Origin of the sequence: Bordetella tumulicola (genome assembly GCF_965138755.1) — a bacterium.
Lineage (GTDB): Bacteria > Pseudomonadota > Gammaproteobacteria > Burkholderiales > Burkholderiaceae_B > Bordetella_A > Bordetella_A tumulicola.
In genome coordinates, this window is record NZ_CBCSFP010000001.1 from 44,422 (window position 1) to 58,726 (window position 14,305).

12 protein-coding genes and 1 pseudogene are annotated in these 14,305 nt (G+C 60.3%); 8 read left to right on the forward strand and 5 right to left on the reverse strand.

The genetic code is table 11. The features are described 5' to 3' along the window. Positions 1–2: 2 nt before the first annotated feature. Complete coding sequence (locus ACNAZS_RS00240; RefSeq protein WP_415784987.1) at positions 3–1,118, reverse strand: site-specific integrase; 1,116 nt, start codon at positions 1,116–1,118, stop codon at positions 3–5. A gap of 149 nt (positions 1,119–1,267) precedes the next feature. On the opposite strand from ACNAZS_RS00240, the gene ACNAZS_RS00245 reads away from it, so the two are divergent. After that, complete coding sequence (locus ACNAZS_RS00245) at positions 1,268–2,359, forward strand: DNA-binding protein (protein ID WP_415784989.1); 1,092 nt, start codon at positions 1,268–1,270, stop codon at positions 2,357–2,359. A gap of 140 nt (positions 2,360–2,499) precedes the next feature. Here the strand turns inward: ACNAZS_RS00245 and ACNAZS_RS00250 are convergent, their stop codons facing one another. After that, complete coding sequence (locus ACNAZS_RS00250; protein ID WP_415784991.1) at positions 2,500–2,958, reverse strand: hypothetical protein; 459 nt, start codon at positions 2,956–2,958, stop codon at positions 2,500–2,502. A 133-nt stretch (positions 2,959–3,091) separates the two neighbouring features. Here ACNAZS_RS00250 and ACNAZS_RS00255 point away from each other — a divergent pair, with 133 nt between their 5' ends. Both ACNAZS_RS00255 and ACNAZS_RS00260 read left to right on the forward strand, forming a co-directional pair. Further along, on the forward strand, positions 3,092–4,528 hold the full coding sequence (locus ACNAZS_RS00255) for an NYN domain-containing protein (protein WP_415784993.1): 1,437 nt from the start codon (positions 3,092–3,094) through the stop codon (positions 4,526–4,528). Beyond that, complete coding sequence (locus ACNAZS_RS00260; RefSeq protein ID WP_415784995.1) at positions 4,525–5,172, forward strand: glutathione S-transferase family protein; 648 nt, start codon at positions 4,525–4,527, stop codon at positions 5,170–5,172. The genes ACNAZS_RS00255 and ACNAZS_RS00260 overlap by 4 nt, the downstream gene beginning before the upstream one ends. A 194-nt stretch (positions 5,173–5,366) precedes the next feature. Here ACNAZS_RS00260 and ACNAZS_RS00265 read toward each other — a convergent pair whose 3' ends face one another. Together ACNAZS_RS00265 and ACNAZS_RS00270 are read right to left on the reverse strand one after the other, a co-directional pair. Further along, complete coding sequence (locus tag ACNAZS_RS00265; RefSeq protein WP_415784997.1) at positions 5,367–6,215, reverse strand: c-type cytochrome; 849 nt, start codon at positions 6,213–6,215, stop codon at positions 5,367–5,369. 19 nt (positions 6,216–6,234) lie between these two features. Next, positions 6,235–6,657, reverse strand: coding sequence for a c-type cytochrome (locus tag ACNAZS_RS00270; protein WP_415784999.1), 423 nt, complete (start codon positions 6,655–6,657; stop codon positions 6,235–6,237). Between the two features lie 165 nt (positions 6,658–6,822). Between ACNAZS_RS00270 and ACNAZS_RS00275 the strand changes: the two genes are divergently transcribed. The 4 genes and pseudogenes from ACNAZS_RS00275 to ACNAZS_RS00290 form a co-directional block, all read left to right on the forward strand. Then, positions 6,823–7,707: a cytochrome c oxidase subunit II gene (locus ACNAZS_RS00275; protein ID WP_415785001.1), complete on the forward strand. Its 885-nt coding sequence runs from the start codon at positions 6,823–6,825 to the stop codon at positions 7,705–7,707. Next, a complete protein-coding gene (locus tag ACNAZS_RS00280; protein WP_415785003.1) occupies positions 7,704–10,253 on the forward strand; it encodes a cbb3-type cytochrome c oxidase subunit I in 2,550 nt (849 codons plus the stop codon). The genes ACNAZS_RS00275 and ACNAZS_RS00280 overlap by 4 nt, the downstream gene beginning before the upstream one ends. Beyond that, a complete protein-coding gene (locus ACNAZS_RS00285; protein WP_415785005.1) occupies positions 10,225–10,482 on the forward strand; it encodes a hypothetical protein in 258 nt (85 codons plus the stop codon). The genes ACNAZS_RS00280 and ACNAZS_RS00285 overlap by 29 nt, the downstream gene beginning before the upstream one ends. A gap of 153 nt (positions 10,483–10,635) precedes the next feature. Beyond that, positions 10,636–10,752, forward strand: a pseudogene (locus tag ACNAZS_RS00290) (XRE family transcriptional regulator); the annotation flags it as partial. 89 nt (positions 10,753–10,841) lie between these two features. On the opposite strand, the gene ACNAZS_RS00295 reads toward ACNAZS_RS00290, so the two are convergent. Next, positions 10,842–13,070 carry an NADP-dependent isocitrate dehydrogenase gene (locus ACNAZS_RS00295; protein WP_415786971.1) on the reverse strand — a complete coding sequence of 743 codons (2,229 nt, stop codon included), beginning with the start codon at positions 13,068–13,070 and terminating at the stop codon, positions 10,842–10,844. A gap of 258 nt (positions 13,071–13,328) precedes the next feature. Here ACNAZS_RS00295 and ACNAZS_RS00300 point away from each other — a divergent pair, with 258 nt between their 5' ends. Continuing rightward, entirely contained in the window at positions 13,329–14,240 is a 912-nt protein-coding gene (locus tag ACNAZS_RS00300; RefSeq protein ID WP_415785007.1) for a LysR family transcriptional regulator, read from the forward strand. Positions 14,241–14,305 lie beyond the last annotated feature (65 nt).

The window sequence follows — 14,305 nt, forward strand, 5'->3', positions numbered from 1 at the left end:
CTTTATCTCCTATCGGACGATGGCGTAAAAGGGGCGTCCTCTAAAAGATATCCGGCTTTGGACGACAAGGCCGCACCCGCCCGGTGATAGCCGACCACACTGGCTACGCTGGCGTGATTGGTCATCGCCATGATTTCGCCTAATGGACGCCCCTGGCGCCCGGCCTCGGTGACAAAACCCGAGCGCAGACTGTGGGCCGTGTAATCCCCCTCTAGCCCTGCCTGCGCCGCGCGAGCCTGGACGATTTTGCGTACGGCTTCGGCGCTCAAGCATTCGCCGATGACGCCGCCGCGCCGTACCCGGCGAAACAGCGGGCCCGACGTGATCTTGGCGGCGGCCAGCCAAGCCTCGAGCGCGGTCGCGGCGCGTCCTACCACCGGCTTATAGCTATCGGCGGTTTCCTTGCCTTGCTGGTTGGTTTTGGAATAGCCCATGGTGTATAGAAAACCCTCCGGCACGCGGCGCGTGTTCTCCAGAGTGGCACGCACAACCTCCGAGCGGCGGCGTCCACCGCTGGCCCAGGCAAATAACAGCAGAGCGCGATCACGCAAACCGATGAGCGAGTCGTCGCAAGTGGCGAGCAACTGCTCGAGGGGTTCTTTGGTGAGGGCGTCTTTGCGGCCAGGGCGCTCACCGCGCTTGGCATAAGCGCTGCGGATGCGGGCGAGCAGAGTTTGCACGGCGCGGCTGCGGCACGGATTGGGCAGGTCCTGTGTTTCGTGGGCCTCGGAGAGGACGGCAAGGCGATGGCGCACCGTGGCGAGCTTGAATGGCCCGGTTCTGCGCTTGACCTTGGCCGCGACCAGCGCGGCGTCGATGTCGTCGGGCAAGTCGTGGGCGAGTCCGGTGCCAGTGGCGTGCTCGACATGGTCGGCGATGAATTGGAGGACGGTGCTGACGGGCACGGGCAGCACAAAGGGATGCCCCAGACGCCACTGATGCCACGCCGCCCAATATTGAATGGCCGAGCGATAAGAGGCGAGGGTGTTATCCGAGCCGCCCTCGCGCAATAGCGCCTGGATGGACGCATCGCTGGCACTCAGGCTTGCCGAGAGCGCGTTCGTAATCCCATCGTATTTTTTAACGGCACGAGAGGGGCTGGATTGTGGGTTTTTCATCAGGAAACCCCTTGTTTATCTATTGAATGTATTAAATAATATGTATGACGTATTAAATAATACGTAAATATCTAATTAGGTTGGATAACTTTTAATTATCCGTTCTAATTTGCCAGAAACCCGTGCCGGTGCCAAGCCCGGCACACTCAGTGAGCAAAACCATGGCGATAGGCGTGCAAGAGGCAGATGTCTGGGCGGCGGCCGATACGCTGCTGCAGGCAGGCGAACAGCCGACGATCGAGCGGGTGCGTCTGCAACTGGGGCGCGGTTCACCGAATACAGTGGGCCCCCATCTGAAGGCGTGGTTTCGCGGTTTGAGTGGGCGGCTGAACGCCACGGGGCAGGCCGAGGTGGCCGGACCCGCGCCGGATAGCGTGACGCAAGCGGCGCAACAGTTCTGGACGCTGGCTTTGGCCGCGGCCAAGGAGGAATGGCAGCAGGCGATCGCCATAGAGCGCCAGGCACTGACTAATGCCCAGGAAATCTTGGCCGCCGATCAACGCGTCCTGGCTCTCGAGCAAGAGCGTCTGAGCCAGCGAGAAACAGATTTGAAAGCCACCATCTATAGCCTGCGCGAGCAGGCGGCGGCTTTACGGGATCGCGCCGAGACTCTGGAAAAACAGTGCCAGCAAAGTGACGCCCGCGCCACCTCGCTGGAGGCACGTTTAACCGAGGTCACGGAACGCGAGCGCGCGCTGCAGGAGCGTCAGCACGAGGCCGAACAGCAGCATCGCCAGGCATTGGCGGCGGCAGAGCAACGGCATGCCAGCCATGAGCGCCGCTGGCTGAACGATCTGGATGTGCAGCGTCAGGCCACCAGGAAAGCTCAGGACGATCTGGAACAACATCGCAAAACCGCCACCACATCCCAGGCAGCGCATCAAGACGCGTTGGCGCGAGCCGCGGACGAACTCCGCGACGCCCATGACGAACTCGCCCAAGCCCGGCATGAGTCCCTCAACACAGAACGCACGATCGCCCAGCTAGAGCAGGCACAAGATGCGCTGCAGACGCAGCTCGCCATGGCGCAGACGTCCGCGGCGGCCGTTCACGACAGCCTGAAAGAACGCGTCGCCGACCTCAACCTGCGCTTGGCGGAGCAGAGCGACCAACTTCAGGTCAAAGACCAACAGATTGCCGCACAAGCACAAGTCCTGGCGCAAACCCAGGCACTGGCGCAGCAGCAGGTCGGGCATGCCACATCTTCGACACCGAAGGCCAAGCGCGTGCCCGAACGTTAGGCGAGGGTGACGTACCGACTGAAAGTCGAGGCAACTGAAGATCGGGTGACTGACGGTTAGCCAAGGGAAACCAGCCGAAGAAAATCAGTCGATGACAGTCAGTCGGCGGAAAATCATCAACGAAAGTCATCGAACGAAAGTCAGCCAAGTCCGTGCCAGACCAGATAGACCAGCAGGATTACCGCCATGGCCAGGTCCGATATCATGGCCGCGATCTCACCCCGGGTGGTCGCCCGGTTCCGGATATGCTGGATGCCCGCCAAACCAAAGAAAATGCAGCCCGCCAAGGCCAGCGCAGGCACCCAGGCTGGAAAATACAGGCTCGCGACGGCCGGGACGCCCAATGCGAGATTGCCAAGGCCGATTTCCAGCACCAGCTTGTTCGCCCCAGGATCCTCGATGCCAAAAATATCCTTGGCCGTAAAGCCGGGCCGCAACAGCTGGTGCACCCCCGCGCCGATCAATCGCCATCCCATGCCCCAAAACACGAACCATTTGCCCAAGGCCTCGGCCAAGAGCACCTGGCCGGTAGTCACGTCTTGAATGATCGCGATGATTGGGAGGACTCCCATCAACAAGACGATCGCAACGAGCTGCATGGCAGTCTCCCGTGCTAAAAATAACAGTGACAATAGTCGCGACAGCGTGGTTGTGCAATGCAGGCACCCGGCTTGGCGTGTCAAAATAATGGCTACGTCACCGATACCCCCATGCGGTGGCCCTGGAGAGTCGATGAGTAATCCCAATGAAAACGTCAGCATGGCGCTTTTCTGTGACTTCGAAAACGTAGCCCTAGGCGTGCGCGACACGAAGTACCAAAAATTCGATATTCGCCCCGTGCTCGAGCGGCTGCTGCTCAAGGGCAGCATCGTCGTCAAGAAAGCCTATTGCGACTGGGATCGTTACAAAGACTTCAAATCGCCCATGCACGAGGCGAACTTCGAGCTGATCGAGATTCCGCACGTGCGGCAGTCCGGCAAGAACTCAGCCGACATCCGCCTCGTCGTCGACGCGCTGGATTTCTGCTATACCAAATCGCACGTCAACACGTTTGTGATCATCAGCGGTGACTCTGATTTCTCGCCGCTGGTATCCAAGCTGCGCGAGAACAACAAGAAAGTGATCGGCGTGGGGGTGAAGCAGTCCACGTCGGACCTGTTGGTCGCCAACTGTGATGAATTCATTTTCTACGACGACCTGGCGCGAGAGATCCAGCGAGCGGCCGAATCCGGGCGCGACAGCCGCGGGCAGCAAAGCGCGCCGCAGCAACGTCGCACGCCTGACGAAGAGCACCGCCGCAAAGAAGAGTCCGAGGCCCGCAAGACCAAAGCCGTCAAGATGGTGGTCGAGACCTTCGAGGCCCTGACGGCCGAGCGTGGCGATAGCGGCAAGATCTGGGCGTCCGCCCTGAAAGACGCGCTCAAGCGACGCCGGCCCGACTTCAACGAGTCGTACTATGGCTTCCGGGCTTTTGGCAACTTGCTCGACGAGGCACAGTCGCGAGGTTTCCTGGAAGTAGGCCGTGAGGAAAATTCCAGTACCTATGTGTATCGCAGCGGCGCGGAGGTCGCACCGGCAGCGTCGTTGCCCGTAGCGCAAGAAGAGCCTCGCACGAAGCAAACCCGCAGAACGCGCGGTGGTCGGCGGTCGGAGGGGGCGGGCAGGGGCGCGAACCAGACGACCGGGCAGGAGGTTCAGGCGGAAAGTGTTGCCTCACCGCGCGAGGCTGTCTCGGTATCCGAGGTCGCGGTGGTGCGCGAGGCGGCCCCGGTCTTCGAAGCCACCCCACTGGCGCCTACACAGCCATCCGGCGATCTCCCGTCATCCCGCGACGTGGCTCCGTCCAAACAAGGCAGTCTGGCCACAACATCCGAGACGGAGCAGGCGACTATACAACCGGCGCCCGAGCAGAGCGAGAACGCTCCCGCCCCCGTCAAACGCAGCCGAACGCGTAGCCGCAGTCCCAGCAAGAAGGCAACTGAGAAGGCGACTGCAACCACGGGCGTTGCGTCCAAGGAGGCCGAGCCGACGGTTGCGTCGTCTGTCGCCCCCGACGTTCAACCCGCCGATGCGACGGTAGCGGCCCCCGCCAAAACCGCCAGAAAAACCACGCGCAGCACGACCCCACGCACCCGCCGTCCGCGCAAAACTGCGAGCACCGAATCGTGACGAAACTTTTTTACCATCCCGGCAACGCCAGCATGGCGCCGCATTGCGTACTCGAAGAAATCGGGCAATCTTTTGAACTCGCGTTTGTCGATCGCGCACAAAACACGCATAAATCCCCGGACTATCTTCGGCTCAATCCGAACGGGCTTATCCCCGTGCTGGTCGATGGTGACCTGGTGCTGTACGAGACCGCCGCCATTTGCCTATATCTGGCCGATAAGTATCCAGAAAGGCAATTGGCGCCAGAGCTGGGTACCCCGGAGCGTGCGCAGTTCTATAAGTGGTTGATGTGGCTGACCAACACCATGCAAGCTTCGCTGCTGCTTTACTTCTATCCGGAACGATGGGTCGACGCCGGCAATGCGTCCGGCGCGCAGCAGATAAAATCCCATGCCGAATCAAAGGTCGCCGGTCTGCTGGCGCAGCTAGAGGATCACTTGGCAGCAAGCAGCGGCCCGTGGTTTCTGGGGGAGCATTACACCGTGCTGGACCCCCTGGTCATGATGGTTTGTCGTTGGACGCGTGGGTTTTCCAGACCCGCACGGGACTTTGCGCAACTCGGCCCTTATTTGCAACGCGTCCTGGCGCGTCCTGCCGTTCAGCGTGCGCTGCAAACAGAAGGATTGGCGCACCCGTGGGTGTAATGCATGCCTCGGCATGGTGAGTAGGGAGTCTGACTCTCTTCGCCGTTAACGAGAGGCGATGGCACGGCAAGCTATTGATTTGAAGTCAGTGTGCGGACGCTCGAGCCCGCAGGCTATGGAAAAAAATACTCAGGCCGGGAAATCATACGGAATGGGCGAAGGCGCCGATCTGCGTGTGCAGGGCGATACTCTGGCTAATCCGGCGCGGACAGCGTCTTCAAAAATGCCGCGATATCGCGCGCATCCTGCTCGCTGATGCCCAGGTCCGGCATCGCGGTGCCGGGTTTGATTGTCGTGGGCGCCATCAGCCAACGCCGCATGTTTTCCGGGGTATTGGATAACACGCCGGCAATATACGGGCGTATGGCGATGCCGGCCAGCGACGGACCGACATGGGAAGACGCACCCACCACATCGGGGATGACGTGGCAGGTCACGCACATATATTGCTGTAATGCCTGGCGTCCCGCCATTGCATTGCCTATCCGCGGAGCGTCCAGAGGGATGGCCTGAGGTGTTGGCTGGGGGGAGCGCTCATCCCACTGTCGATAGTCGGTCGGCGACAGCGTAGGCAGTACGCGCATAAACGCGACAACATCCCATATTTGACCGTCTGTCAGGCGATATTGCCAAGCGGGCATGCCGGTCATCTTGATGCCTTGACGGATTAACCAGAAGACTTCGCCCGCGGAACGTTCGTGGGCGCTCTCGACCAGGGAGGCGGGGGCGGGATTCAAGCCCAAGGCATAGGGTTCGGGCGCTACGCCGGGCGCGCCATGACATTGCACGCAGTGCGCGCGGAACAGTCCAAATCCATCCCGAATATCGGCAGGGTCATTCAGGTCGGGGACCCGAATGGATTTGGCGCGCACGCTGACCGAGCGTGCCAGGGTAGTTTCTATCAATTGATTCACGGCAGCCGTATGCGGGCGGGTCGCACTGATGTCATACCAGCCGAAGTAGATCACCGAGCCTGCGACTAACAAGGCGGCGGTGGTCAGTCCTATAACTGTCCAGGCAGCAACCCGCTTGCAGCTTGTCATGTTCAACGCTCCTCAGTAGTCATCCGTCGGGCAACGCATAGAGGAATGCAGCAATGTCCTCGGCTTCAGTCTGCGTCAGTCCGACATTCGGCATCGCGGTGCGCGGATTGACCGCGGGCGGGTCCATCAACCAACGGATCAGGTTGGCGGGAGTATTGGCAAGCAGGCCATTCACGTACGCCTGGCGCCCCATGTTATTCAACGATGGACCGACTCTCGCGATCGGGGCACGTACGCGTGGCACCACGTGGCAGGCAACACATCCCTTTTCCATCATCAGGCGTCGGCCTCGATCGGGATCGGCTCGGTCGGAAAGACCAGTGGATACGTCTTGCGCAAGCGGCGCCCGAGCATCGCCACAGGCTGCCATACCGGCCAGCATGACGATACCTATCGAGGCGAGCGCGTTGCGGGTGGCGTGATGCAAGGTTTTCTTCTCCAAACCCTGTCGCCGACGCAATTTTTGTACCTTGGGTACGGTACATGCTGCTGAGGGAGCGTTCCTTCCTCACGACGCGTCTCATAGCGAAGTTATCAAAAGCATCTATTTACATTTATGGCCGCTTTTTTCTTGCGTCCGCATGCCAAGCAACCCGGGGGTGATAGGGTGACCCAGTTCGCTGACATCAGCAGTGTGTTGTTCCTTGGCGCGACGGTCATCTTCGCAGCAGTCGTGATACTGATCGCCGTTGCAATATTCGCGCCCAGACCTTGGCGTGATCGGTTGGCTCGGCCATCGCTGATTCTGCTGGCGGGTATTGCATTTCCTGTTGTCTGCCTGACGGTCCTGTTGATCTACGTCCTGGCTCTCCCGTCCTCGACGGCATCAGATGCAAAGCCGACGATTCGCGTCGAAATCACCGGGGAACTCTGGTGGTGGCGCGTGCGTTATCTCGACGAGTCGGGCGCGCTATTGGTCGAAACTGCCAATGAAATCAGCATTCCTGCGGGGCAGCTGGTCGAGTTCGTGCTGAAGTCCGACAACGTTATCCATAGCTTTTGGATACCTGAATTGGGAACCAAGCTGGACATGGTTCCGGGCCATGTCAATCGGATGCGCGTGCGGGCGCCCGCAGCGGGCGTTCTTTCAGGTCAATGCGCGGAATACTGCGGTGCACAACACACCAAGATGAAGTTCGCGGTGCACGTGCTTACGCCGGCGTCATTCAATGCCTGGTTGTCGGCGCAACGTCGGCCCGCCAGGATGGCGGGGCCCGAGCTTCAGCAGGGTGCGCAGCGGTTTCAGCAAGCCTGTTCGGCGTGCCATACCGTGCGGGGTACGCCGGCCACGGGAACATCAGGGCCGGATTTGACGCATGTGGCCAGCCGCTCAACGTTGGCGGCTGGCGTGCTGACGAATAACGTGGGCGCGCTGGCGGGATGGATCGCTGCCAGCCAAGACATTAAACCCGGTAACCGCATGCCTTCTTTTGATCAATGGTCCGGCGAGGAACTACGTGCCGTGGCCAACTATTTGGATAGTCTGAAGTGACGACAGATAAAGCGACGTCCAGCGTGCCGCCACCGCTTCCAAACCCGCTTGAGCGCCCCGAAGGGGAGCTTGAACAACTCAAAACGGTCTGGCGACGTCCGTCGGGCTATCGGGCCATCACGGTAGTGAACAACACCTACATTGGATTGCTCTACATCGCGACCGCGTTGCTGTTCTTTATCCTGGCCGGCGTACTGGCGCTGCTAATGCGTACGCAGTTGGCGGTACCGGAGAACGCGTTGATCGGCCATGATTTGTACAACCAGTTGTTTACGATGCATGGCACGGTGATGATGTTTCTATTCGCGGTGCCGGCGGTCGAGGCGGTGGCGGTGTTGCTCCTGCCAAACATGCTGGGTGCCCGCGACCTGCCGTTTCCTCGTTTGTCCGCTTATGCCTACTGGGCGTACGCCGTGGGCGGGGTTGTGTTCTTCTGCAGTCTGTTTTTTGGACTGGCGCCGGAGGGAGGCTGGTTCATGTACCCGCCGCTCACCAGCACTCAGTATTCGCCAGCATTGAATGCGGACCTGTGGTTGCTGGGGATCGGCTTTATCGAAATATCCGCTATTGCCGGCGCGATCGAGCTGGCCGTGGGCATCCTTCGTACGCGGGCACCGGGCATGAGCCTGGACAAGATGCCCATCTTTGCCTGGGTGATGTTGGTGTTCAGCGCCATGGTGCTTGTCGCGTTTCCGGCTGTCATCGTGGCGACCGCGCTATTGGAGCTGGAGCGCGCCTTTGACATGCCGTTTTTCATTGCGCAGCGAGGCGGCGACCCTTTGCTATGGCAGCACTTGTTTTGGTTTTTTGGCCATCCCGAGGTTTATATCATTTTCCTGCCGGCGGCCGGCATGGTATCCATGATCATCCCCGCGATGACGGGCGTGCCGCTGGTCGGCTACCGGTGGGTCGTCATGGCGGTGATCGGCGTCGCGTTTCTCAGTTTTGGGCTTTGGGTCCACCACATGTACGCCACGGGGATTCCGCCGATGTCCTTGAGCTTTGCATCGGCGGCCAGTATGGCGGTGACGATACCCACGGCGATTCAGGTATTCGCCTGGATCGCGACGATTGCCGCCGCGGTACGGCTGCGTCCGGTGAAGACGCCGATGCTGTTTATCCTGGGATTTTTCTTCATCTTTGTGTTGGGTGGATTGACCGGCGTCATGGTGGCCGCCATTCCTTTTGACCTACAGACGCACGACACGTATTTCATCGTTGCACACCTTCATTACGTGCTGTTCGGCGGCATGGTTTTTCCGCTATTCGCGGCGTTTTATTACTGGATGCCGTTCGTCAGTACGCGAGCACTGTCCGAGCGTAGCGGACGCTGGGCATTCTGGTTGATGTTCAGTGGCTTCAATCTGGCTTTTTTCCCGATGCATTTCACCGGCTTGGCTGGTATGCCCCGCCGCGTCTACACCTATGCCGAGAGCCAAGGTTTAGGGACGCTCAACATGATGTCCACCGTCGGCGCCTATCTCATCGCTGCCGGAGTGCTGATATTTTTATGGGATCTGGCGCGCAACTTTCGTCCCAGCAGCGAGAAGAACGCCGGCAACATCTGGCAAGCCGGTACGCTGGAATGGCTGCCCACCGGTAACTACGGTTTGCGCAGCATTCCCATCGTGACCGCCAGGGAACCCCTATGGGATCAGCCCGGTATTGTCGACGACGTCGACGCGGGCCGCTACTTTTTGCCCAACGCGCCCGCGGGCGTGCGCTCTACGCTGGTGACGAGCGCCCTGGATGCGCGGCCGGAGTATGTGTTGCCGCTGCCAGGGCCGGGGTGGTCTCCTTTCGTTGCCGCACTTGGCACTGCCGGCTTTTTTCTGTTGTTGACCTTCAAATTGGTGGGCCTCGCGGCAATTTGTGGCGTCGTGGCCGTGGCGGCGATCTGGCGTTGGCTATGGGATGCTGACACGGGGCCCGATCCGTCGGGTGTGGATATCGGCGCGGGCATTCGCCTGCCAATGCGAGCATCAGGCAGCACATCCCACGCTTGGTGGGCCATGATGCTGCTGCTCATTGTCTGTGTCAGCATCTTTGGGGCGGTCGTGTTCGCGTATTTGTTCTTATGGCTCACCTCTCCTGAGACGTGGCCCGCCACAACGGCGATTGCAGCGCCTACGTTGCCGTCGTTATCAGCGGGCTTGCTCGTCGGTGCCAGCATCCTGGGCGTTTGCGCCGTACGTGGACTGAAGCACGGAAAGAAAATGGCGGTGAACGGATGCTTGTTGAGTGGGATCGTGTTGATGATCGCCGCCAGTGGACTGGATCTTTACACACATTGGCAACACGGTTTGAGGCCGCAGGCATCCGCGTATAGCGCTGCCGTGTTTGCCTTGTCGGGTCTGCAAACCGTGTTCGTGATATTGACAGTGGTGATGAGCCTATTCACCATCGCGCGTCATCTCGCTGGCCGGCTAAGTGCTCGGCAACGTGCATGCCTGGACACCACCATGGTGATGTGGCAATACACCGTCGTTCAGGGTTTGCTAACCCTGGGCGTTATTCATGTCTTTCCGCGATTGGCGGCGGGGTAGTCATCATGCGATCACCGTTTTGGGTCGAACTGTGGTTCCTGATTGGCGGTCCGGTGATCTGGCTGCTGCATTACCTGTCTATCTATACGATCAATGCGTTGCACTGTGCCAGGCCGAGGGCCTGGTTGGGGACTATCTGGATAAGTCTGCCGATTTCTTCCTGGATGATCCTGATTTGCAGTGCGCTGGCATTGAGCGCCATGGCGTGGGTCGCGCAGCGCCAGCATAGGCGTCTGCACGCAGGCGACTCACGGAGGTTCCATACCAGGCTGACAGATTCGTTATGTCTGTTATCCGCTCTCGCGGTGGTCTGGGAAACCCTGCCGGTCTTTCTGGTTTCAAGGTGTGGGTGAGGGTGTTCAGTCGCCGGTGCACAAGTACGACTGTGACGTCCGAGCGCAAGATGATGGACTGCTTGAATCGCCTCGGTTACGACATCGGAATCAAGGTGCGGTCGGCAAATGAACCGCTCGGTCATCTGACACTCGCGTTCGCCTGACGAAACCATAGAAAAAGCCGGCAATCCGCGAGGGTCGCCGGCTTTGATTTGCCAGGTGGCGGGCTAGCCCGCCACACCGTGCCGTTCGATCAGCTGATCGAGGCCAGTGCCTGGTTTAGCGTCGGGCTAGGGCGCATGGCTGCGCTTGCCTTGGCTTCGTTGGGTTGGTAATAACCACCGATGTCCACGGGCTTGCCTTGAGCGGCCTTCAGTTCGTCCAGGATCTTGGCTTCGCCCTCTGCGAAAGCAGCGGCCAGAGCCTTGAACTGCGTGGCCAGTTCGGCGTCGTCGGTTTGCGCGGCCAGTGCTTCGGCCCAGTACATGGCCAGGTAGAAGTGGCTACCGCGGTTGTCCAGGCCACCCACCTTGCGATCCGGCGACTTGTTGTTGTCGAGGAACTTCGAGGTGGCTTCGTCCAGGGTGTTGGCCAGGACTGTGGCGCGCGGGTTGTTGTACGCGCGGCCGAGGTGATCCAGCGATGCGCCCAGGGCCATGAACTCGCCCAGCGAGTCCCAACGCAGGAAGCCTTCTTCCACGAATTGCTGCACGTGCTTGGGGGCCGAGCCGCCGGCACCGGTTTCAAACAGCTGGCCGCCGGCCATCAACGGCACGATCGACAGCATCTTGGCGCTGGTGCCCAGTTCCATGATGGGGAACAGGTCGGTCAGGTAGTCGCGCAGCACGTTGCCGGTCACCGAGATGGTGTCCTTGCCGGCACGGATGCGTTCCAGCGAGAAGCGCGTGGCGTCCACGGGATTCAGGATCTGCAGTTCCAGACCATTGGTGTCGTGGTCGGCCAGGTATTTCTTGACCTTGGCGATCACCTGGGCGTCGTGGGCGCGATTTTCGTCCAGCCAGAAAACGGCGGGCGTGTTGCTCAGGCGGGCGCGGGTGACGGCCAGCTTGACCCAGTCCTGTACCGCGGCGTCCTTGGTCTGGCACATGCGCCAGAGGTCGCCGGCCTGAACGACATGCTCGAGCAGCACGGCGCCGGAGGTGTCGGTGACGCGCACGGTGCCATCGGCGGGGATGACGAACGTCTTGTTGTGTGAACCGTATTCTTCGGCGGCCTGGGCCATCAGGCCGACGTTGGGCACGCTGCCCATGGTGACCGGATCAAAGGCACCGTTGGCCTTGCAGTCGTCGATGACGACCTGATAGACGTCGGCATAGCAGCGATCGGGGATCACAGCCTTGGTGTCTTGCAGTTCGCCAGCGGCGTTCCACATTTTGCCCGAGTCACGGATCATAGCCGGCATGGAGGCGTCCACGATCACGTCGCTGGGCACATGCAGGTTCGTGATGCCGCGGTCGGAGTTCACCATGGCCAGGGCGGGCAGTGTCTTGTAGGCTGCGTCGATGTCGGCTTTGATGGCCGTCTGCTGGTCAGCCGGCAGGGCGCCGAGCTTGGCGTACAGGTCGCCAATACCGTTGTTGGGATCAAAGCCGATTTGCTCGAGGGCGTCGGCATGGCGAGTCAGCACGTCGCGATAGAACACGGACACGACGTGACCAAAGATGACGGGGTCGGAGACCTTCATCATGGTGGCCTTGAGGTGCACCGAGAACAGCACGCCTTTGGCTTTGGCATCGGCGATCTGGGCTTGCAGGAAGCTGCTGAGCTTCGCGGCGGACAACACCGAGGCGTCGATGATTTCGCCGACCTTGACCGGGGTTTTTTCCTTGAGCACGGTCTTCGTGCCGTCGGTCGCGGTCAACTCGATCTTGACGTCGCCGGCCGCGGCCAGCGTGACGGATTTTTCGCTACCGTAGAAATCGCCGTCGTCCATGTGTGAGACATGCGACTTGGAATCCGCGCTCCACGCGCCCATCTTGTGGGGGTGTTTGCGGGCGTAGCTCTTCACCGAGGCCGGCGCGCGGCGGTCGGAGTTGCCTTCGCGCAGCACGGGGTTGACGGCGCTGCCCTTGATCTTGTCGTAGCGCGCCTTGACGTCGCGTTCGGTGTCGTTGGCAGGCTCATCCGGGTAATCCGGCAGCTTGTAGCCCTGGGTTTGCAGTTCCTTGATGGCCGCCTTGAGCTGGGGCATCGAGGCACTGATGTTGGGCAGCTTGATGATGTTGGCGTCCGGCGTCACGGCCAGGGCGCCGAGTTCAGCGAGTGCGTCGCCGATCTTCTGGCTATCGTCCAGGTAGTCGGGAAACGTGGCAATGATGCGGCCGGCCAGCGAGATATCGCGGGTCTCAACCGTAATGCCAGCGGATTTAGCAAAGGACTGGACGATAGGCAGCAGCGAACGAGTAGCGAGCGCGGGGGCTTCGTCGGTCAGGGTATAGATAATCTTGGGAGTGGGAGCCATAGTCATCAGTGTGCCCGGTTGCTTGCGCAATCCCGGACATGCGTTGCTGGACATCGTCGCCGATGCCATCGTAGAAGGGGGGTGTCTTTGGGCACACGCAATCAAGCGCCTGCCCACCACGACGGAAACCCTGCCTTTATGACTGCTTTGGCTAGGTGTGACCGCCATATGCCGTTGATTGTAACCCCGCGGGGGGCGAAATCGTCAAGTCTTATAGAAGACTTGGAGGTTTAATCCAGGACTCGGTATATTCTCTCTATGAAAAAAATCGATATTCCCGCGCTTGAGATCTTTGTCGCGGCGGTAGAGGAGAAAAGCCTGTCCAGGGCCGCCGAGCGCGAGAATCTCGTGACGTCGGCTGCCAGTAAACGGGTCGCCGAACTAGAACGGCAACTGGATCGCATTCTGTTGCTGCGCCATGGGCGCGGCGTTGAGCCGACGCCGGCGGGCGTATTGCTATACCACCGCGCCAAGGCGATTTTGCGCAGTCTGCATCTGACCGAACAGGCCGTCCAGGGGTTTTCGGTCAACGGGCAGGCCAAGATCAAGCTGGCTGCCAACCCGTCGAGTATTTTGCAGTTTCTGCCGACGGTAATGGGGCGCTTTCTGGCGGGGCGCAGCGATGTCAGTGTCGATTTGCTGGATCAGCATAGCTACGACATTCCGCGCCTGGTCGCCGAAGGGACCGTGGATATTGGCATTTATCACGCCGATTATCCGATGCCTGGCGTGGAGTCTTTTCCTTTTCGCCGTGATCGGGTCGGGCTGGTGGTGCCGATCGGGCATCCGCTGGCCGAGCGCAAGGCGCTCTATCTCGAAGACGCGCTCGATTACGATTTACTGGGTTTTTTCCCGCGTCATTCGCTGGATCAGTTTCTGGCCTACGTGGGGCAGACGGTCTCGCGCCCGCCCAACGTCAAGCTGCAAGTGTCGAATTTCGAGACGCGCTGCCGCATGATCCGCGAGGGGCTGGGCATTGGCGTGGTGCCCGAAGATATCGCACGCAATTATCTACAAAGCATGGGCTTGGTCCTGTTGCGCCTGCTGGATGTTTGGGCCGAACGGCAGTTCTTTGTGTGCGTGCGCTCGCCCCGTGAGCTAGGGAGCGCGGCCCGTGATCTGTTTGACGTCTTGCGCGGGGAAGGGGCCACGTCTAATCAAGAACGGTGAGTTTCCTTTTTTTCAATCCTGCCGGGTATCGGATTCGATACAGTAGGCTGGATATCAACGAGGAG